This is a genomic window from Patulibacter sp. SYSU D01012 (genome assembly GCF_017916475.1).
GTDB lineage: Bacteria > Actinomycetota > Thermoleophilia > Solirubrobacterales > Solirubrobacteraceae > Patulibacter.
Genome location: NZ_JAFMTB010000001.1, coordinates 1,065,896 through 1,085,115 on the forward strand (window position 1 = coordinate 1,065,896; position 19,220 = coordinate 1,085,115).

General features: G+C 76.4%; 20 protein-coding genes. 12 read left to right on the forward strand and 8 right to left on the reverse strand.

Annotated elements, in window-relative coordinates; translation table 11 throughout:
- Nucleotides 1-68: 68 nt before the first annotated feature.
- Nucleotides 69-1,193: an alpha/beta hydrolase gene (locus tag J3P29_RS04735; protein WP_210491881.1), complete on the forward strand. Its 1,125-nt coding sequence runs from the start codon at nt 69-71 to the stop codon at nt 1,191-1,193.
- On the opposite strand, the gene J3P29_RS04740 is transcribed toward J3P29_RS04735, so the two are convergent.
- A complete protein-coding gene (locus J3P29_RS04740) occupies nt 1,076-1,840 on the reverse strand; it encodes a TetR/AcrR family transcriptional regulator (protein ID WP_210491882.1) in 765 nt (254 codons plus the stop codon). The two genes, J3P29_RS04735 and J3P29_RS04740, sit on opposite strands and share 118 nt — an antisense overlap.
- A gap of 104 nt (nt 1,841-1,944) precedes the next feature.
- Here J3P29_RS04740 and J3P29_RS04745 point away from each other — a divergent pair, with 104 nt between their 5' ends.
- On the forward strand, nt 1,945-3,843 hold the full coding sequence (locus J3P29_RS04745; protein ID WP_210491883.1) for a hypothetical protein: 1,899 nt from the start codon (nt 1,945-1,947) through the stop codon (nt 3,841-3,843).
- The gene (locus tag J3P29_RS04750; RefSeq protein WP_210491884.1) at nt 3,840-4,037 is read left to right on the forward strand and encodes a hypothetical protein; all 198 of its coding nucleotides are present in this window, start codon (nt 3,840-3,842) and stop codon (nt 4,035-4,037) included. Before J3P29_RS04745 ends, J3P29_RS04750 begins: the two co-directional genes overlap by 4 nt.
- Before the next feature lie 41 nt (nt 4,038-4,078).
- Here the strand turns inward: J3P29_RS04750 and J3P29_RS04755 are convergent, their stop codons facing one another.
- A complete protein-coding gene (locus J3P29_RS04755) occupies nt 4,079-4,891 on the reverse strand; it encodes a crotonase/enoyl-CoA hydratase family protein (RefSeq protein ID WP_210491885.1) in 813 nt (270 codons plus the stop codon).
- A gap of 113 nt (nt 4,892-5,004) precedes the next feature.
- Here J3P29_RS04755 and J3P29_RS04760 point away from each other — a divergent pair, with 113 nt between their 5' ends.
- The 6 genes from J3P29_RS04760 to J3P29_RS20655 all read left to right on the forward strand — a co-directional run bounded on the left by J3P29_RS04760 (nt 5,005) and on the right by J3P29_RS20655 (nt 11,903).
- Nucleotides 5,005-6,021: a putative zinc-binding metallopeptidase gene (locus J3P29_RS04760; RefSeq protein WP_210491886.1), complete on the forward strand. Its 1,017-nt coding sequence runs from the start codon at nt 5,005-5,007 to the stop codon at nt 6,019-6,021.
- 307 nt (nt 6,022-6,328) lie between these two features.
- Nucleotides 6,329-7,117, forward strand: coding sequence for a SigB/SigF/SigG family RNA polymerase sigma factor (locus J3P29_RS04765; RefSeq protein ID WP_210491887.1), 789 nt, complete (start codon nt 6,329-6,331; stop codon nt 7,115-7,117).
- A gap of 384 nt (nt 7,118-7,501) precedes the next feature.
- On the forward strand, nt 7,502-9,163 hold the full coding sequence (locus J3P29_RS04770) for a VanW family protein (protein ID WP_210491888.1): 1,662 nt from the start codon (nt 7,502-7,504) through the stop codon (nt 9,161-9,163).
- A gap of 91 nt (nt 9,164-9,254) precedes the next feature.
- Nucleotides 9,255-10,361 (forward strand): hypothetical protein, encoded by a 1,107-nt coding sequence (locus tag J3P29_RS04775; protein ID WP_210491889.1) that lies wholly within the window; start codon nt 9,255-9,257, stop codon nt 10,359-10,361.
- Between the two features lie 301 nt (nt 10,362-10,662).
- Entirely contained in the window at nt 10,663-11,091 is a 429-nt protein-coding gene (locus J3P29_RS04780; protein WP_210491890.1) for a cupin domain-containing protein, read from the forward strand.
- 599 nt (nt 11,092-11,690) lie between these two features.
- Nucleotides 11,691-11,903: a DUF6458 family protein gene (locus J3P29_RS20655; protein WP_210491891.1), complete on the forward strand. Its 213-nt coding sequence runs from the start codon at nt 11,691-11,693 to the stop codon at nt 11,901-11,903.
- Nucleotides 11,904-11,980: 77 nt separating this feature from the next.
- On the opposite strand, the gene J3P29_RS20295 is transcribed toward J3P29_RS20655, so the two are convergent.
- Nucleotides 11,981-12,238, reverse strand: a complete 258-nt coding sequence (locus tag J3P29_RS20295; protein ID WP_210491892.1) for a DUF3253 domain-containing protein — start codon at nt 12,236-12,238, stop codon at nt 11,981-11,983.
- A 123-nt stretch (nt 12,239-12,361) separates the two neighbouring features.
- Between J3P29_RS20295 and J3P29_RS04795 the strand changes: the two genes are divergently transcribed.
- Both J3P29_RS04795 and J3P29_RS04800 read left to right on the forward strand, forming a co-directional pair.
- Nucleotides 12,362-13,000, forward strand: a complete 639-nt coding sequence (locus J3P29_RS04795) for a hypothetical protein (protein WP_210491893.1) — start codon at nt 12,362-12,364, stop codon at nt 12,998-13,000.
- Nucleotides 12,997-13,515, forward strand: a complete 519-nt coding sequence (locus tag J3P29_RS04800; protein WP_210491894.1) for an OmpA family protein — start codon at nt 12,997-12,999, stop codon at nt 13,513-13,515. Before J3P29_RS04795 ends, J3P29_RS04800 begins: the two co-directional genes overlap by 4 nt.
- A 23-nt stretch (nt 13,516-13,538) precedes the next feature.
- On the opposite strand, the gene typA is transcribed toward J3P29_RS04800, so the two are convergent.
- Nucleotides 13,539-15,383: a translational GTPase TypA gene (gene typA, locus J3P29_RS04805; RefSeq protein ID WP_210491895.1), complete on the reverse strand. Its 1,845-nt coding sequence runs from the start codon at nt 15,381-15,383 to the stop codon at nt 13,539-13,541.
- A 156-nt stretch (nt 15,384-15,539) separates the two neighbouring features.
- Between typA and J3P29_RS04810 the strand changes: the two genes are divergently transcribed.
- Nucleotides 15,540-16,370, forward strand: coding sequence for a trypsin-like serine protease (locus J3P29_RS04810; RefSeq protein WP_210491896.1), 831 nt, complete (start codon nt 15,540-15,542; stop codon nt 16,368-16,370).
- A gap of 140 nt (nt 16,371-16,510) precedes the next feature.
- On the opposite strand, the gene J3P29_RS04815 is transcribed toward J3P29_RS04810, so the two are convergent.
- From J3P29_RS04815 to J3P29_RS04830, 4 genes are all read right to left on the reverse strand, one after another.
- Nucleotides 16,511-17,392, reverse strand: a complete 882-nt coding sequence (locus tag J3P29_RS04815; protein WP_210491897.1) for a hypothetical protein — start codon at nt 17,390-17,392, stop codon at nt 16,511-16,513.
- On the reverse strand, nt 17,389-17,949 hold the full coding sequence (locus J3P29_RS04820) for an RNA polymerase sigma factor (RefSeq protein ID WP_210491898.1): 561 nt from the start codon (nt 17,947-17,949) through the stop codon (nt 17,389-17,391). Before J3P29_RS04820 ends, J3P29_RS04815 begins: the two co-directional genes overlap by 4 nt.
- Before the next feature lie 100 nt (nt 17,950-18,049).
- A complete protein-coding gene (locus J3P29_RS04825) occupies nt 18,050-18,703 on the reverse strand; it encodes a hypothetical protein (protein WP_210491899.1) in 654 nt (217 codons plus the stop codon).
- On the reverse strand, nt 18,697-19,086 hold the full coding sequence (locus J3P29_RS04830; protein WP_210491900.1) for a hypothetical protein: 390 nt from the start codon (nt 19,084-19,086) through the stop codon (nt 18,697-18,699). Before J3P29_RS04830 ends, J3P29_RS04825 begins: the two co-directional genes overlap by 7 nt.
- Nucleotides 19,087-19,220: the final 134 nt, after the last annotated feature.

The following is a 19,220-nucleotide window of genomic DNA, read 5'->3' on the forward strand; positions in this document are numbered from 1 at the left end:
CACGCGGCCGGACGCGCTGTTCCTACGCACGGGTAGCCAACGCGGCTACGCAGGCGTAGCATGGCGGCATGACGCGACCAGGGCGGCGGGCGAGGGCGATGGCGGCGGCCGGCGGGGCGGCGTGGGCGGCGACGCTCGTGGCCGACCGCCGGCGGGTGCGCGCCGACCCGATGCGCGAGCGCCTGGCCCGCCGCGTCGAGGGGCGCCCGGTCCACGTCCGCGCGGGCGACGGCACGGACCTGCGCGTCCGCGTCCTCGGGCGCGACGACGCGCCCACCGTCGTCCTCGTCCACGGCTGGACGTGCGCCCTCGAGTTCTGGACGCTGCAGCTGCAGGCCCTCGCCGGCCGCCTGCGCCTCGTCGCGTACGACCTGCGCGGGCACGGCGGCAGCGCCCCGTCGAGCGGCGGCGACTACTCCATCGAGGCGTACCGGGACGACCTCGAGGCCGTCTTGCGCGCGACGGTGCCGTCGGGCCAGCGCCCCGTGCTCGTGGGGCACTCGCTCGGCGCGATGACGATCGTCGCGTGGGCCGCCGAGCGGCGTGAGCGGGGCGAGGACGTCGGGGCGCGGATCGCCGCTGCCGGGCTGTTCAACACCGGGGTGGGCGACCTGATCTCGTCCTCGCTCGTGCTGCCGGCGCGGGGCCTGGGCGAGCGGATCGAGCAGGAGCTCGGGCAGCTCGTGCTCGGCAGCCGCATGCCGATCCCCAGCCGGACGACGCCCGTCAGCGCGCGGGTGGTGCGCTACGTCGCGCTGTCGCCGTCGGCGAGCCCCGCCACCGTCGCGTTCTGCGAGCGGATGGTGCTCGCGTGCCCGCGCGACGTGCGGGCGAACACGGGCTCCACGCTCTCCCGGCTCGACCTGCAGGCCGGTCTGGAGGCGCTCGACGTGCCCACCCTGGTCCTGTCGGGCCGCGCCGACCGCCTGACGCCGCCGGTGCACGCGGAGCGCATGGCGGAGCGGCTGCCGCGGCTGCTCGGCCACGTCGAGGTGCCGGACGTCGGGCACATGGCGCCGGTCGAGGCGCCGGCGCGGGTGACCGCGGCGATCGAGCGGCTCGTCGCCGCGGCGGGCTACTCGCCCTCGCCGGGGCGCGGCGCGATGTCCGGCGCGGCCCCCGCGTCGAGCATGACGCGGACGGGGTCGTCGGCCGGCAGCGTCGACAGGCTCTCCGCCACGCTGACGGGGTAGGCCGCCTCGCGCGGCACGATGCTCGTCATCCAGCGCACGAAGCCGAGCAGGCGCTCGCGGGGGTACTCGTCCGGGTGCTGGAGCATCAGCCGCGCGCCCTCCTCGGCGTTGCCGACGAGCATGCGGGCCACCAGGTCCAGGTCCACCTCGGCGGTGCTGCGGCGCACGTGCAGGCCGACGCGCAGCAGGCTCGTCGCCAGGTGGACGACGCTCTCGCGGATCTCCGTCACCTTCGACCGGATCTCCTCGGGGGTGCCCTCCACCGGCGTCAGGATCAGGATCCACCGGCGCGGGTTGGCCTGCACCGCGTCCAGGAACGTCTCGATCGCCTGGACGAGCACGTCGTCCGGGTCCTGGTCGAGCCACGGCGGGGCCGGGATGGCGGCGGCGAGCTCCTGCAGCGAGCGCTGCTCCTCGCGCTCGATCAGGCCAGCCAGGAGCTCGCCGCGGTTGGCGAAGAAGTCGTAGACGACCGGCTTCGTGACGCCCGCGGCGCGCGCGATCGCCTCCATCGAGATGCCGTCGAAGGACCGGGCGTCCGTGATCAGCTCGAGCGTCGTGTCGAGCAGCTGCTCCCGGCGCTGCTCCGGCGGCAGCCGCGGAGCGGGGCGGCGTCGGCGGGGCGAGGGCCGTGAGGGAGCGGGCACGGATCGAGTCTGACAGGTGACGTGCGTCTCACGCCGCCCCTGGACTACGTTCCCGTAGGTACGCTACCGTAGCTACGATCCCGTAGGACCACCGGAGACCGCTCATGCTCGTACCTCTCGCCCAGGCGGCGAACGCCGGTGACGGCGCGCCGATCGGCCAGATCGCCATCGTCGCCGTGGCCACCACGCTGGTGACCGTCCTCGTCCTGGGGCTCATCGCCCTCTACCGGCGCGGCGGGGCGCGACCACTCCGTGCCCTCGCCGACGCCGCGGAGCGCGGGCTCGGCCTGCCCGGCTGGGCCGCGGTGCCGGCCTTCGCGGGCATCGCGTTCGGCGCGTGCGCGCTGTTCGGCGTGACGTGGGACGTCGCGCTGCACCTGGACCAGGGGCGAGACGAGGGGCCGCTCGGCACGCTCGCGCACTACCCGATCCTCGTCGGCCTGCTCGGGCTCTTCCAGTCCGGGCTGCTGGCGGTCGGCATGGCGCCGGCCCGCCGCGCCGAGAGCTCGCGGGTGGCCCTGCGCATCCGCGGCCTGTGGCCCGTGCCGCTCAGCGCGGCGCTCATGCTCGTCGCGTCCTCGATGGCCTTCCTGGGCTTCCCGCTCGACGACGGCTGGCACCGCATGTTCGGGCAGGACGTGACCCTGTGGGGCCCGACGCACGTGATGATGATCGCCTGCGCGGTCCTGGGCGTCATCGCCGCGATCCTGCTGCTCGTCGAGGGCGCCCGCGTGGCCGGCCGCGACCTGCACCACCCGGCCGGCGTGGCGATGCGGCCGATCCCGGTCCTCTTCGGCGGCGTGACGCTGCTGGGCTGGGCGATCATGGTCGGCGAGTTCGACTGGGGCGTCCCGCAGTACCGGATGGTCTGGCACCCGCTGCTGCTCGCGTTCGCCGCGGCGCAGGGCCTGACGATGGCGCGGATCTGGGGCGGTCGCGGTGCGGCGCTGGCGGCGTGGGCGATGTACTTCCCGCTCCTCGGCATCCTCAGCCTGCTCGTCGGCGGGCCGCTCGGGCAGTCGATGCCGGCGCTGCCGCTGTTCCTCGTCCACGCCGTGGTCGTCGAGCTGCTCGCGCTGCGCGGCGTCCGCCGGCCCCTCGCCTTCGGCGCCGTGGCGGGCCTGGCCTGCGGCACGATCGGCTTCGCCGCCGAGTACGCGTGGTCGCACCTCGTCCTGCCGCTCCCGTGGACCCCGGCGCTGCTCCCCGAGGGCCTGCCCACGTCGATCGTCGCGGGCGTCGCCGGCGGCGTCCTGGGCGCGGTCTTCGTCGGCGCGCTGACGAACACCCTCGCGCCGGGTCGCGCGCCGCGGATCGCGGCGTGGGCGGCGGCCGTCGCCGTGGTCCTGACCGGCGCCAACGCGCTCGCCGCGCGCGCCCCCGAGGGCGTCTCCGCCCGCATCCAGGTCGCGGACGTCCATCGCGCCGAGCAGCCCGGCCGCGCCGGCGTGGGCGAGGTCGGGCAGGTGCGCGTGCGGTTCGATCCGCCGTCGGTGACGGACGGCGCCCACTGGGTGCAGATCACCGGCTGGCAGGGCGGCGGCCTGTTCGTCGACCGCCTGCGCAAGGCCGCCGACGGCACGTGGGCGTCGACGAAGCCGGTCCCGCTCGACGGCAACTGGAAGTCGCTCGTCCGCGTGCACGAGGGACGGACGATGCTCTCCGCCCCGATCGTCATGCCGCGCGACGCGGCGATCGGCTTCGGCGGCTACCCCGTGCGCTCCGACGTCGTCCGGCCGATGGTCTTCGACCACGAGCTGCTGCAGATCGAGCGCAAGCCCGACATCCCGGCGTGGCTGTGGACGCCGGCGATCCTCGCGGTCCTGGGCCTGGTGGCGCTGCTCATGTACGGCTGCGGCCGGGTCGCCGGCCGCATCGGGCGCGGGTCCGCGGCGTCGCCCGTGGCCACCGTCGGGCCCGGCTGGGTCGGCCGCACCGCCGGCGACGCCCTGCGGCGTCTCGGCGGCGGCGGGCGCCGTCCCCCGACGGTCCGCCCGTCGTGAGCGCCTCGGTCGACGCGCTGGTGGCGACGGTCGTCGTCCTGGCGCACCACCTGAACGGCCCGCTGGCGCTCGCCTTCGCGCTGCCGCCGATCCTCGTCGTCGCCGGCGTGGTCCTCTTCCTCCGCACCCGGGAGCCGGGCGAGGACGAGGAGTTCGACTGGGCCGACGACGTCGACCACGTCCCGTCCCGGTAGCCGCCGCGGCGCCGCCCGACGGGCGGCGCCGCGGGCCCGGCTCAGGCCTTGGGCTCGGGGTCGACGTACTCGCCCGGCTGCTTCGTGATGGCGGCCTGCGTCGCCGCCGCCTGGTTCTTCGAGCCCAGGAGGGCCTCCTGCAGCTCGGTCTCCAGCACCAGGCTCTCGCGGTCGCCGAGGAACCACGCCTCGTCGAGCAGGCGCTTGCCGGCGCGGATGGCGTCCGGGGAGCGTCCGGCGATCGCCGCCGCGGCCTCCTGCGCCGCCGCGAGCGGGTCGGCGGCGGTCCGGGTCACGAGGCCCAGGGCGACCGCCTCCTCGCCCGAGACGACGCGGCCGGTCCACGTCAGCTCCTTCGCCACGTCCTGGCGGACGAGCGGCGGCAGCGTCACGGACAGGCCCATGTCGGGCACCAGGCCCCACTTGATCTCCATGACGGAGAGCCGCGCGTCGGGGGCCGCGATGCGCACGTCGGCGCCGAGGGCGATCTGCAGCCCGCCGCCGAAGCAGTTGCCGTGCACGGCGGCGATCACGGGCACCTTCACGCGGCGCCAGTCGACCGCGACGGCCTGCGCCAGGTTGGCGAGCTCGCCGTCGGGGCGGTGGCCCAGCTCCTGCAGGGCGACCGGGCTGTCGCCCGAGAAGAAGCTCTGCACGTCGAGGCCGGCGCAGAAGCTGGGGCCGTCGCCCGACAGCACGACGGCGCGCACGCCGGGCGTGCGCCGCACCTCGCGTGCCGCGTCGCGCAGCGCCAGGAACATCGCCCCGTCGAGGCCGTTGTGCTTGTCGCCGCGGACCATGCGCACGTGCGCCACGTGGTCCGCGGTCTCGATCGTCACCCGCTGGTCGGACATGGCGGCATCTTCGCGGACCCCGCCGTCCGGCGGGGGGACGCCGTCCGCGGGCGGCGCGCGGCGACGGGCCGCGGGCGCTTGTGCGGCCGGCGCGGGCGGGGGAGGATGCCGGGGTGCGCGCCTTCGCCTGCTCCGTCTGCCGCCGCCTGGTCCCGTTCGAGGCGACGCGGTGCCTGCACTGCGGCGCCGCGCTGGCGTTCGACCCCGAGCGGCGCGAGATCGTGGGCCGGCGGGACGCCGAGCGCCGGTGGCCGTGTGCGAACGCCATGCTGATCGGCTGCAACTGGCTCGCGCCGGCGGAGGGCGCGCTCTGCCGCGCCTGCGTCCTGACGGGCACCCGGCCGGCCGACGACGACGCGGAGGGGATCGAGCGCCTGGCGGGCGCGGAGCGCGCGAAGCGGCGGCTGCTGTTCGACCTGCTCGAGCTCGGCGTGCCGGTGCCCCGGGAGCGCCGCGAGGGCGAGCTGTCCTTCGCGCTGCTCTCGAGCGCGGCCGCGCCGGTGACGACCGGGCACGCCGACGGCCTGGTGACGATGGACCTGGCCGAGGAGGACGACGCGCACCGCGAGCGGCTGCGGCTGCAGCTCGACGAGCCGTACCGCACCGTCCTGGGGCACCTGCGGCACGAGGTGGGGCACCACCTGTGGACCGTGCTGGTGCTGCGGAGCGGCGACGACGCCGCGCTCGCCGAGGCGCGGGCGCTGTTCGGCGACGAGCGCGCGGACTACGGCGCCGCGCTCGACCGCCACTACGCCGAGGGACCGCCGGCCGACTGGGCGGACCGGCACGTCAGCGCCTACGCGACGATGCACCCCGCCGAGGACTGGGCCGAGACGACGGCGCACTACCTGCACGTGTGGGACGCCCTCCAGACCGCCGCGTCCTTCCGGGTGTCCGTGGCCGGGCCGGAGCAGGTCGCCGACCCGGCGGGCACCGCGGCCGGCCGGATCGCGCCGCCCGTCCCCGGCCGCTTCGCGGAGGCGCTCGAGCAGTGGCTGCCGCTCAGCTACGCGCTCAACGCGCTCAACCGCAGCCTGGGCCACGGCGACCTGTACCCGTTCGTGCTCGCGCCGGCGGTCCTGGACAAGCTGCGCTTCGTCGACCGGATGGTGGCCGGCGCGGCGGCATGACCGGCGTCGGGGCGCGGCGAGGGTGACCGCGGCGGCTTCGATGGTGGCGCGTCCACACTTGAGGCGTCCCAACATCTCCTGGACAGCGCGGCCGTCGACCTGATTCAATGCCGGGCGTGCCGACTGTCGTTCGCGCGACGTCGACCCCATCGGTCCGGGACGGGGCAGGTGGTGGAGACACATGCGCACGGGAGTCCTCCCACGGCAGCAGGCACGCGCAACAGCAGGTGTGACGCCACGAGGACGCCATCCCGCGTTCGTGCGGTGCGCACTGGAAGGTTCATCACGCCACAAGCGGAGGCACCTCATGCTGGAAGACGCAACGCGCCGGGATCAGATCGATCTGCAGTTGCTGCGCAGGTATCACGTTCACCAGGACCTCGAGGCTCGCGAGGAGATGGTCCGTCGCGGACTGCCCCTCGTCCGCGCCCTGGCCCGGCAGTACGCCGGCCGCGGCGACGCCCTGGAGGATCTGGTGCAGGTCGGGACGATCGGGCTCATCAAGGCCATCGATCGCTTCGACCCGGAGGCGGGGTCGCGGTTCGCCGCGTTCGCGTCGCCGAACATCACGGGGGAGATCAAGCGGCACTTCCGCGACCACTGCTGGGCGATCCACGTCCCGCGGTCGGTGCAGGAGCTGGACGCGAAGATCTCCCGGGAGAGCGACCGCATGTCCGCCAAGACGGGTCGCGCCCCCACGGCCGCCGAGCTCGCCGAGCGCCTGAGCGTGCCGGCCAGCCAGGTCGCGGACGCCCTCGTCGGCGGCCGCGGGTACCGGACCCTCTCGCTCGATCACCCCGTGGGGGAGACCGGCGAGGCGCTGGACCGGTTCGGCCGCGAGGAGCCGGGCTACGGCCTCGTCGAGCGCAAGAGCCTCGTGGAGGACGCCTGCCGCGTCCTGGACGAGCGCGAGCGCGAGGTCGTCGAGCTGCGGTTCGTCGAGGGCATGCTGCAGCGCGAGATCGCCGAGCGCATCGGCGTGTCGCAGATGCAGGTGTCGCGCATCCTCGCCCGCGCGCTCGACCGGATGCGGACCTACCTCGAGATGCGCGGCGCGCCGGGTGACGGCGCGCTCCTCGAGGCCGAGGCCGCCTGAGCCACCGACATCCCGACGGGCCGCCGCCGCGCGGCACCCGGGACGGCCGGATCCCTCCGACCGTCCCGGGTGCCTCCCGGCGGCGTTCGTCGTTCCGCGGGCGATCGCGGGTGACGCGTCGCCGCGCCGGGGCCGGTCCCTGCCGCTGGGCCGCCGCTTGCGCGCTGCAGGCCGCGTTTCACCAGTCGTGCGGCTGACGCGTCGCTCCGGCGGCGGGGCTACGGTTGCTGGCGCCCGATGCCCGAGCCCCGTCGCCCCCGGCCCTCCCGCGGCCCCGCCCCTCGCCGTCCGTCGGTCCCGTCGGCGTCCGCCGGCGGACGCCGCCCCGCCGGGACGGCCCGCTCCGCCGGTCGGCCGCCGCGTCGCCTGCCGCTGGCCGCGCCGGTGCTGGCGCTCGTCGTCGTCCTGACGGTCGTGCTCGCCGTGCTCGTCGCGTCCTTCGCGGTGGGGGCGACCCACGACGGCAAGGCCCTGCCGGGCACCCGGGTCGCCGGCGTCGACGTGGGGGGCGCCACCGCCGCGCAGATCGCCCGCCGTCTGCGCCCGGACGCGACCGCGCAGCGCACGCTGCGGCTGCGCGCCGCGGGCCGCACGATCCCGGTGAAGGCGTCGGCGACCGGCTACGCGGTCGACCTGGGCGCGACGGCGCGCGAGGCCGTGGCCGCCGGTCGGGACGGCGTCGTCGGCAAGCTCGTCGGCCCGCTCGTCGGGCTGGTGGCCCACCGCGACGTCGCCCTCGACGCGACCTTCGACGAGCGCCGCATGGCGCGGACGCTGGCGAAGGTCGACGAGGCCGTCGGCGAGGCCGCGGACGCCGGCGCCCTGCGCGTCGACCCCGACAGCCTCGAGGTGACGACGACCACCTCGCGGCCGGGCCGGACCGTCGACCGTCCCGAGCTGGAGCGCCGCCTGCGCGCTCGGCTGCGGACGCTCGGCAGCGCGTCCGTCGACGTGCCGCTGAAGACGGTCCCCGCCGTCTCGCAGGGGCGCCTGGAGTCGATCGCCGCCGAGGCGGAGGACTACCTGCGCACGCCGCTGCGGCTGACCGCGGCGGGCAGCACGCTCGAGCTGACGGCCGGGGAGACCGCCCGGCTCCTCGCCCTCGAGAGCCTGCAGGACGGCCGGCGCGCCCGGCTCGGCGCCGACGGCGACGGCCTGAGCGCCGTGCTGGACCGCGCGCAGCGCCGCTGGTCCCGCGCCGCCCGCGACGCCCGCGTCTCCGCGCCCGCGACGGCCGGCAGCCTGACGGACAAGGGGAGCGTCTCGTGGTCGCCCAAGCGCGCGGGCGTCCGCGTGACGCCGGCCCGCAGCGGCCGCGCCGTCGACCGCGACGCGCTCGCCGGCCGCATCCGCGCCGCGGTCCGGGACGGCCGCCACGCCGTCAAGGTGCCGCGCAAGACGACGGCGCCGGAGGTGTCGACCGCCGAGGCGCGGAAGGCGCGGTACCTCATCGGCACCTTCACCACCCCGTACGTGGCGGGCCAGCCGCGCGTGACGAACATCCGCCGGATGGCGCGGACGGTCGACGGCACCGTCATCGCCCCGGGGGCGCAGTTCTCGCTCAACGGCATCACGGGCCAGCGGACGAAGGCCAAGGGCTACGTCGAGGCGCCGTTCATCGCGAACAACAAGATCGAGCCGTCCGTCGGCGGCGGCGTCTCGCAGTTCTCGACCACGATGTACAACGCGGCGTACTTCGCCGGGCTGCAGCTCGACGCGCACCGCGCCCACAGCCTGTACATCGACCGCTATCCGCCGGGCCGCGAGTCGACGCTGAACTTCCCCGACATCGACCTGCAGTGGACGAACGACACCGACACGCCGGTGTACGTGCGGACGAGCTACGACGACGCCGGCGTGACCGTCAGCCTGTACGGCAACAACGGCGGGCGACGCGTGAGCGCGAAGGCGGGGTCGCGCGAGCCCGTCGAGGGCGGCGACTTCCAGATCACCGTCACCCGGACCGTCCGCTACGCCGACGGCCGCGTGGCGCGGCAGCCCGTCACGACCCGCTACGAGAACGAGCAGGAGGGCGGCGGAGAGTAGCCGCGCCGGCCCGGACGGCGCGCCTCGGCGTCTCCCCCCCGGACGGGGCGTCCTGGTCGTGGGGCGGCCCGGCGGCGGGTAGGCGGACGGGATGACCGGATCGACGGACGTCCCTCCGACGGCCGCGACGCTGAGGGCCCGGCTGGCCGACGTCGCCGGCCCGCCGCGCCGGCGGGCTGCGCTGCAGGCGCTGAAGGCGGCCGCGGCGGCGGGCGTGGCCTGGCACCTCGGCGGCCTCCTGCCCGCGCCCCTGACCGCGTACGCGTACTACGCCGCCCTCGGCGCGATGCTCGTCGTGCACCCGTCGCTCGTCGACTCGTTCCGGGCGACCGTCCAGATCGTCGGCGCGATCCTGCTCGGGGCGGTGCTCGCGGCCGGGGTGCAGCTCGTCGGCGGCACGACCGCCGTGACCGTCGCCGTCGTCGTCGCGGCGGGCTCGGCGCTCAGCCTGCTGCCCGTCTTCGGCGCCCAGCGCTCGTGGGTGCCGTTCGCCGCGCTGTTCGTCCTGACGGTCGGCGGCGAGCACCCCACGGACTACGTCGTCGGGTACGCCGGCCAGGTGCTGCTCGGCGCCGGCGTCGGCGTGCTCGTCAACCTGACCGTGCTGCCGCCCACCGAGCTCTCCGACCTGCGGGACGCGACGGAGCGGCTGCGGCGGCGCCTGGCCGAGCGGCTCGAGCGGCTGGCGGCCCGCCTGGGCGACGACGGCGGCGAACCCCCGGCGCCCGAGGTCGCGATCGACGAGCTGGAGCCAGCGCTCGAGCGGCTGCGCGCGAGCGCGGCGCTCGTCCGGCGCGCCCGGCGGGGCAACCCCCGGGCGCGCCGCTGGGCGACGGCGCGCCGCCACGCGCTCGCCCGCGCCGCCGCGCTCGAGCGGGTCGCGCTCATGGTCGGCGACCTGACGCGCGACCTCGTCGACGCGGGCGCCGCGGGGGACGGGCTCGACCCCGCCGTCCGTGCGGCGGCCGCACGAACCCTCGGGGCGCTCGGCGAGGTGCTCGCTGCGCGCGCGACGGCGCGCGCGGCGGACGGCGAGGACGACCCGTGGCGCCGGGCCGAGGACGCCGCGGACGCGCTGCAGGAGGCCGTCCGCGCGGCCCGCTTCCGCGACCTGGAGGGCCAGGTGCTCGCCGGCAGCGTCGCCGTCGCCACGCGCCGATGCCTGCGGGCGTTCGACGACGTGCCGGCCGCGGCGTAGGGCGGGGGCGTCGGGCGAGGGGCCGCGTCGGGCGCGGTGGCGGCGCGTGCGGGGTCGGCCGTTGCGATGAGCGGGCGCGGCGGCGGCGCGCGCGGGGCCGGGGCGGCTGGGGCGACGAGCGGGCCGCAGCGGCGGACGACGGGCGTGGTCGGGCGGGGCGACGAGGGGGCGCGGTGGCGGTGCGCGGGGCCGGGACGGTTGGGGCGACGAGCGGGCCGTAGCGGCGGGCGAGGGGCGCGGTCGGGCGGGGCGACGAGGGCGCGCGGTGGCGGCGCGCCCGGGGCCGGGGTAGCGTGCGGGCATGGACGACGACGTGACGCGGGCCCGCCTGGAGACCGAGGCGCCGGAGCGGTTCGTGCGGCTGCGCCGCGCTCTCGGGGTGACGAGCTTCGGGATCAACCAGATGGTCCTCGAGCCGGGCCAGCGGATGCGGATCCACCTGCACGAGCGGCAGGAGGAGGTGTACCTGGTGCTCGACGGGCGGCTGTCGCTGGTCGTCGAGGGCGACGAGCTGGAGGTCGGGCCCGGGGAGCTCGTGCGCGTGCCGCCGTCGGTGCGCCGCCAGCTCGTGAACCGCGGCCCGGAGCGCGTCTCGCTCCTCGCCCTCGGCGGCGACGGCGAGCACGAGCCGCGCGACGCCCGGGCCTTCACGTCCTGGGACGGCGAGCCCCAGGACGTGGCCGACGTCCCGCTGCCGGACGACCTGCCGGCCGACGAGCGGCGCGGGTAGGGCGTCGCCGCCGCGTTCCGGCTCGGGGTCGCTATCCGGACCTCAGCCGGAACGGGCCGCTGCGCCCCGCCGCGTTCCGGCCCAGGGCCGCCATCCGGACCTCAGCCGGAACGGGCCGCCCGGCCCCGCCGCGTTCCGGCTCAGGACCGCCAACCGGAGCTCAGGCGGAACGGGCCGCCGCGCCTCGCCGCGTTCCGGCTCAGGGTCGCTATCCGGACCTCAGCCGGAACGGATCGCCGCGCTCCGCCGCGTTCCGGCTCAGGGCCGCCATCCGGCCTCAGACAGAACGGATCGCCCCGGCCGCCCGTGTTCCGGCTCAGGGCCGCTATCCGGACCTCAGCCGGAACGGGCCGACCCGCCCGCCGTGTTCCGGCTCAGGGCCGCTATCCGGACCTCAGCCGGAACGTGCCGACCCGCCCGCCGTGTTCCGGCTCAGGGCCGCCATCCGGACCTCAGCCGGAACGGGCCGCCCCGCCGCGCCCCACCCGCCCCGCCCGCGCGACCCGCCCCGCCGCGTTCCCGCTCAGGCCCGCCCGCCCACACCCCGTCCCGCCACCGGGCGTTTCCGCCGTCCGCGGCCCGGGCACGGGACGACCGTCGTGACCATCGGAACCAGCCTCTTCCTCATCGCCGTCGGCGCGATCCTCAAGTTCGCGGTCACCGCGAGCGTCGCCGGCGTCGATCTGCAGACCGTCGGCGTCATCCTCATGGTCGTCGGGGTGATCGGCCTCGTGATCGGCCTGCTCCTGATGATGAACGCGTCGCGGCGCACCCCGCCGCCCCCGGGCGGCGCGCCGCCCGCCGGCTACTGAGTCCGGCGCCCCCGCGCTTGAGCGCGCGACGACGCTTCGGCGTCAGGGCGACGGGCAGGCGCGAGGCGGCCACGCGCTCACGGTCTGCCCAGGCGTATCGGACCGCGGGCCGTGGCCGGCTCGACGCGTGCGCCACCCTGGCGGACCTCGAGACGCCCGGCGTCGTGCTCGGCGGCCGCCACGCGGCGCACGTCGTCCATCAGGGCACGCCAGTCCCCGTCGGGCCGCAGCGCGCGAGCGGCGTCGGACGGGCAGATCGTCGCGCCGGGACGTCGGGCGCCGAGCAGCGCGTCGATCGTCGCGCGGATGCGGTCGTCGTCCGGAACCGAGGGCACGTGCCGAGCGTAGCGCCGCCCTGCCGACGGTCCGACGCGCGGCACGGAGCCGTCGCAGATCCGGCACAGGTTCGGCACAGTTCGCCGCCCACGCGGCACGAGGGCGTCCGTAGCGTCGCCGGCATGGTCCCCGCAGCCGTCCGCCCCCGCCTCCTCGCACCGCTGCTGCTCGCCGCCGCGCTGGCCGCGACGGGCTGCGGCGGAGACGACGAGGCACCCTCCGCGTCGGCCGCGCGGGGTGCCGCGACCGCCGACGGCAGGCCGCCGGACGGCGGCGGGGCCGTCGCGCCCGCCGCCTGGGCCGGCGGCGGCGACGACCGGGGCGCGGTCGCCCGCCGCCGCGTGGCCGGCGCGCAGCCGGCGGACGCCCGCGACCGCCGGGTCACGGTGGACCTGACGATCCGGTCGCTGGTCGTCCGCGGCCGCACCGCGACGCTGCGGGTGGCGGCCGTCCCGCACGGCTGGGGCGATGCGGAGGCCGCCACGGGCGGCGCCCCGACGCTCTGGGACCTCAACCCCGGGCCCTCGACCGCCGGGGTCGCCGCCCAGCTCATCGACGTCGAGCACCTGCGCCGCCACCTGCCGCTCGAGGACAGCGAGGGCGAGAGCGTCGCGACCATGAACTACGCGGGCAAGGTGCCGGACGGGCAGGCCATCGAGGCCAGCTGGGTGTTCGCGGCGCCGCCCGCGGACGTCCGCACGATGGACGTGCAGGTCGGCAACTGGCCCATCTTCCGCGAGATCCCGGTGGTCCGCCGATGAGGCGCCGGCGCGGCCGAGCCGTCGCCGTCGCGTGCGTCGCCGTGCTCGCGACGGGCGCGGGGCCGGCGGCCGCAGCGGACGTGGTGCCGCTCGTGCTGCCGGTGCGACCGCTCGACGCGGCTGCGTCCGTCGTCCCGCTGCAGGAGCGCCGCGGCGCGGGCACGAGCATCGCGAGCGACGTGCTCTTCGACTTCGACCGCGCGACGCTGCGGGGGCCGGGCCGCCGCAGCGTCCTGCGCCTGGCCGGCCGTCTCGCGCACGGGGCCGGCACGCTGCGGGTGATCGGGCACACCGACGGGGTGGGCGGCGACGCGTACAACCGGCGCCTGTCGCTGCGCCGGGCGCGAGCGGTCGCCGCCGCCCTGCGGGGGCGGCTGCCGACGGCGGTCCGGGTCGTCGCGTCCGGACGAGGCGCCGCCGCGCCACTGGCGGCGGAGACCACGGCGGGCGGCGACGACGTGCCGGAGGCGCGGGCGCGCAACCGGCGGGTCGAGCTGCGGTTCGGCGCGCGGTGAGGAGGCCGCGGCCGGCCGGCGGCTCAGCCCTTCGGGGCGTCCCCGCGCTTCTTCTGCTTCTGCGCCTTCTGACGCTCGGTGGTGTTCAGGATGTTCTTGCGCAGGCGGACGTTCTTCGGCGTCACCTCGACGCACTCGTCGTCGGCGATGAACTCGAGCGCCTGGTCGAGCGTCATCTCGCGCGGCGGCACGATCTTCACGAGCTCCTCCGACGTGGCGGAGCGGATGTTCGTGACCTTGCGCTCGCGGACGGCGTTGACGTCCAGATCCTCGGCGCGCTTGTTCTCGCCGATGACCGAGCCCTCGTAGACCTCGTCGCCGACGGAGACGAAGAGCACGCCGCGGTCCTGCATCGAGATGACGGCGTAGCCGGTGATCTTGCCGGAGCGGTCGTTGACCATCGAGCCGGACTGGCGGGAGCGGATGTCGCCGGCCCAGGCGTCCCAGCCGTCGAAGATCGAGTGCATCATGCCCGCGCCGCGGGTCGTGGTGAGGAACTCGGTGCGGACGCCGATCAGGCCGCGCGCGGGGACGCGGAAGTCCATGCGGACCCAGCCCGACCCGTGGCCGCCCATGTTCAGCATCTGGCCCTTGCGCTCGGCCATGAGCTGCGTGATCGCCCCCAGGTGCTCCTCGGGCGTGTCGATGGTGACGCGCTCGTACGGCTCCTCGCGCTTGCCGTCCTCGCCCGTGCGGACCAGGACGCGCGGCTTGCCGACGGTCAGCTCGAAGCCCTCGCGGCGCATGTTCTCGACGAGCACGGCCAGCTGCAGCTCGCCGCGGCCGTGGACCTCCCAGGTGTCCGGGCGGTCCGTCGGCTCGACCTTCAGCGACACGTTGCCGATGAGCTCCTGCTGCAGGCGCGCCTCGATCATGCGCGCCGTCAGCTTGTCGCCCTCGCGGCCCGCCATCGGCGAGGTGTTCACGCCGATCGTCATTGCGAGGGAGGGCTCGTCGACGGTGATCGGGGGCAGCGGACGGGGGTCCTCGATGCTCGTCAGCGTGTCGCCGAGCTCGATGTCGGGGAAGCCGGCGATCGCCGCGATCTCGCCCGGGCCGATCTCGTCGGCCGGCACGCGCTCCAGGCCCTGCGTCTTGAACAGCTCGCCGACCTTCGCCTTCGTCTGCGTGCCGTCGCGCTTGACCCACAGCACCTGGTCGCCGCGCTTCAGCGTGCCGTGGCTGATCTTCGAGATCGCCAGGCGACCCAGGTACGGGGAGGCGTCGAGGTTGCCGACCTGCGCCTGCAGCGGATGGTCGGGGTCGTACGTCGGGGCGGGGATCGCCTCGAGGATGCCGTCGAGCAGCTCGGACAGGTCCTCGCCGAGCTCGTCCGGGCGGATGCCCGCGCGGCCCTCGCGGCCGATCGCGTAGTAGACGGGGAACTCGAGCTGGTGGTCCTTCGCGTCGAGCTCGAGGAACAGCTCCTCGACCTGCGAGACGACCTCGTCGATCTGGGCGTCCGGGCGGTCGATCTTGTTGACGACGAGGATCACCGGCAGGTCGGCCTCGAGCGCCTTGCGCAGCACGAAGCGGGTCTGCGGCAGGGGGCCCTCCGCCGCGTCGACGAGCAGGACGACGCCGTCGACGAGCGCCAGGCCGCGCTCGACCTCGCCGCCGAAGTCGGCGTGGCCGGGGGTGTCGACGATCGTGACGGTCGTGTCCCGCCACTGGATGACGGTGTGCTTGGCCAGGATCGTGATGCCGCGCTCGCGCTCCTGGTCGTCGGAGTCCATGATCCGGTCGGCGTCCTCGCCGCGGTGCAGCGCGCCGGACTGGCGGAGCATCGCGTCGACGAGGGTCGTCTTCCCGTGGTCGACGTGGGCGACGATGGCGACGGTGCGGAGGTCTTGACGCGCAGAAGGCATGCGACGGGGAAGGATAGGGATACGGCTCCCCGTACCCGCCGGTGCCTTGACACGCGCGTACGGGGCAGGTACGCCCTCCGGCGCCCGTGCGGCCCGGGGACCGTCCTCGCGACCGGCGCCCGCCGCCGGGGCGGGCACTACGCTCGTGGGGTGTCGGTGGCGGCTCCCAGGCCTCTCGGCGTGGCCGCGGCCGCGCTCCTCGCGGCGGTCGCCCTGCCGGCGCCCGCCCGCGCGGTCGTGGGCGGCACGGACGTCCCGCGCGAGGACTACCCGGCGGTCGTCACCCTGGGCCGCGCCTGCACCGCCACGCTCGTGGCCCCCGACCGGCTGCTGACGGCCGGCCACTGCGCCAGCCACGTCGACCCGGGCCGCACCCGCGTGCGGATCGGCGACGCCGCCACGCCGTACGTCGCCACACGGGTCGCGCGGCACCCGCGCTTCCGGTACCTGCTGCCCACGATTCCGGCGGAGCCGTACCGCGACGTGGCCCTCGTCGGACTGGACCGGCCGGTGCCGGACGTCGCGCCGCTCGGCGTCTCGCGCCGCGCCCTCCGCGCCGGCGCCACCGGCGTGCTCGTCGGCTACGGCACCGCGGACCCGCGCCGCCCCGACCGCTTCGGCCGCCTGCGCCGCGCCGACGTGGTCGTCCGCGACGACGCCACGTGCCGCGCCGAGCTGGAACGCGCCGGCGAGGAGCAGGGCGCCCAGTACCGGCGACGGGTCATGCTCTGCACGCAGGACCCGGACGGCCACCAGCCGTACGCGTCCGGCTGCAACGGCGACAGCGGCGCGCCGCTGCTCGTGCGTACGCGCGCCGGGCGCACGCTCGTGGCCGGCGTGGACTCGTGGGGCGTCGCCTGCGGCGCCGACGCGGGCGACCCCGAGGTCTTCGCGCGCACGTCGGCCGAGGCCGCCTTCATCCTCGCCCCCGACCCGGGGTGGACGACGGAGCGCCTGCGCGAGCCCTGGGACGCCGGCCCGGTGTAGGGCGGCGCGGCTTGCGGACGCCGGTCCGCGGCCGCCGCGGACCGCGGCCCCGCTCAGACCTGCGTCGGGGGGGCCGGACGCGCCGACGCGGTCTCGTGGCGGGCGGGACCCGGGCGGGGGCCGGTGGCCTCCGCCGGGCCTCAGTTCTGCGCCGGCGGGAGCGGCCCGGCCTGGCCCGGGGCCGGGCGCCAGCGTCGGGCCTGCGGGCCGCAGGGCACGTCCTCCGGCACGGTGTACTTGTCGGCGCAGACGTGCCAGCCGGGCGCTGCGGCCGGGATGGGTGCACCCGCGACGTCGGTGCCCTTGGGCAGCACCCGTCCGTCCGCGCCGAGCCAGCGGGCGACCGGCGACGCCGGCGCGAGGTCCGACGTGTCGGCGACGAACGCATTGTCCTTCACCGGCACGTCGCGGGTACCCCCTGAGCGGAGCTGGATCCGGACGGCGCTGACGCCGTCGGGGACGACGGCGGCCGCCGCGTCGGCCGTGATCAACGAGGCCCGCCCCTGTTCGACGGCCCCGACCGACACGCAGTTGCTCTGGCTGACGGTGGTGCGCCGGACGAGGTACAGGCACAGGGCGTCGCGCTGGGCCTGCGGCGCGGCGTCGACGCGCGGCGCGAGACGCTCGACCGACAGGAGGACGATCGAGCGCCCGTCGGGGAGGGTGCCGACGCGCCGGACCGTGTCGGTGCGCAGGCCGCCGTAGCGGGCCGTCGCCGCGCGCAGGACGGCTCGGGCGTCCGGGCCGCGGTCGGCCGCCGTCTGCGGACGCCGGAGGACGGAGAGCAGCTGGACCTGGGCGCTGGGCGCCGGCGTCGCGCTCGACGTCGGACGGTTGCCGTCCTCGTGGCCGAGGATCGGGCCCCAGAGGGCTCCCGCGCCGACGGCGACGCCGCTGGCCCCGACGACCGCCACGCTCGTGAAGAGCCCCAGGCGGAAGCGGCGAGCGCGCCGCTGCGCGCGCTCGATCAGACGGTCGTTGGCCAGCAGGAGACTCTCCTGCAGCTGCGGCAGCTGGATCATGCCGCTCCTCCCATGTGGTCGCGCAGACGGGAGAGACCCCGGCTGACGCGCTTGCGGACGACGCTGGACGACGTGCGCAGGCGCGCCGCCGTCTCGTCGTACGACTCCTCGTGCACGTAGCGCGCGACGATCGCCTCGCGCTGCTCCTCGGGCAGCGCGTCCAGCGCGTGCCGCAGGTGGTCGTCGCTGCCCAGGTCGTCGATCCGGACCAGGTCCTCGTCGTCGAGCTCGATGCGCGTCATCCCCAGCTTCTCCCGTGCCCGTTGCTCCACCGTGCCCCGCCGAACGCTGTCGACGAGGACGTGGTGGGCGATGCCGAACAGCCAGCCCGCGGCGTTGCCGCGGTCGGGCCTGAACCGCGAACGGCCCGCGAGGGCCCGCGCGAACGTCTCCGCCGTCAGGTCGGCGGCGAGCTCGGCCGAGCTCACGCGGCGCCGGTGGTACGCCAGCACCGCCGGCTCGTAGCGCGCGTAGAACTCGCCGAACGCCGCAGTCGAGCGTTCGTGGCGCCTCTCGGCGACGAGCTCCTCGTCGCTGCGGTGCCGTTCTCGGTTCACGGCTGTTCTTCGCGCGGGGGGCGCGAGTTGTGACCGGCCACCCGGCCGATCGTCCCAGTCCGGGGCCGACGAGGGCCCCGGACCGGGTGACGCGGCGCCGCTATCGCACGCCTTCCGCGACCTCGTCGGCCGACGGGAGCGGCGTGCTGCGCCGGGCCTCGTCGGTGACGACGGTGACCTTGTCGGCCTGGGCGTCGCTCACGGCGACGACGCCGGAGGCGTCGGGCCGCAGCGCGCGGCGGTCGCCGTCGGGCTCCGTGGCCACGACCTCGGCGCCGTCGGGGACGACGGTGACGGCCTTCGTGGCGTCCTTGCCGACCATCGTCAGGGTCAGGCCCGTCGCGGCGACGGTGTCGGTGGGCGAGCACGACGTGCCGTAGCCGTCCACCGGGTCGGGGACGACGACGCAGACGGTGTCGTCGCCCGGGACGATCCAGCCCTTGCCGGTCGGCGTCGAGATCGCGCGCGCCAGGTCGGGGTTGCGCCCGAACTTCGCCGGGCTCGCGGCGGCGGCGGCCACGTCCGCCGGGATGGCGTCGGAGGCGCGCTGTGGCCGGCGCAGCGCCTGGAGGGTCTCAGCCTGGTCCGGCTGCACGGCGCCGATCGGCGCCGGCGCGGTGGCGGCGGGGCTCGTGGGCGCGGCGACCGGCGCGGCGGCCTCGTCGCCCGCGACGGCGGAGGAGCCCGCGACGCCGAGGCCCGCGGTGACGGCCAGGGCGGCCGCGACGGAGAGGGTGCGACGGCGGCTCAGCACGAGTCCGCTCCGGAGCCGTAGGTGGACGCCGCGACGAACCAGCTGCCGGCCGTCGAGGCGTTCACCACGAGCGGGTACAGCACGGTGTTGCCGGACAGGGAACGGCAGGCGTACCCGTACGAGATGGCCCAATCGCCGTACAGATCGCTCGCGCTGCCGGTGCGGCTCGCGCCGGCGCCGACCTTCAGGCCGAGCGAGCTGTAGATGGAGGAGCTCCGCAGGGAGTGCGGGTCGCTGCCGCAGTACCAGCCGCTGTACAGGGTGCAGCTCCACTGGTCGTTGGCCGCCTGCGCGCGCGGTGCCGCCGCGATCAGCAGCAGCGCGAGCAGAGCGCCGAGGGTGGCCGCGAGCCGGAGGGCCGGCCGCGGAAGGGTGGCACGCATCGTTGTCCTTCTGTCGTTTGGAGGGGGACGTCCGTGGAGGGGGACGTGACCGTACGTCCAGCCCGTCACGCGCGGGGCGCTCTCGACGAATGGGCGCGCGCGGGGGTCGACCGTGAGTCGATTTCGCAATCGAG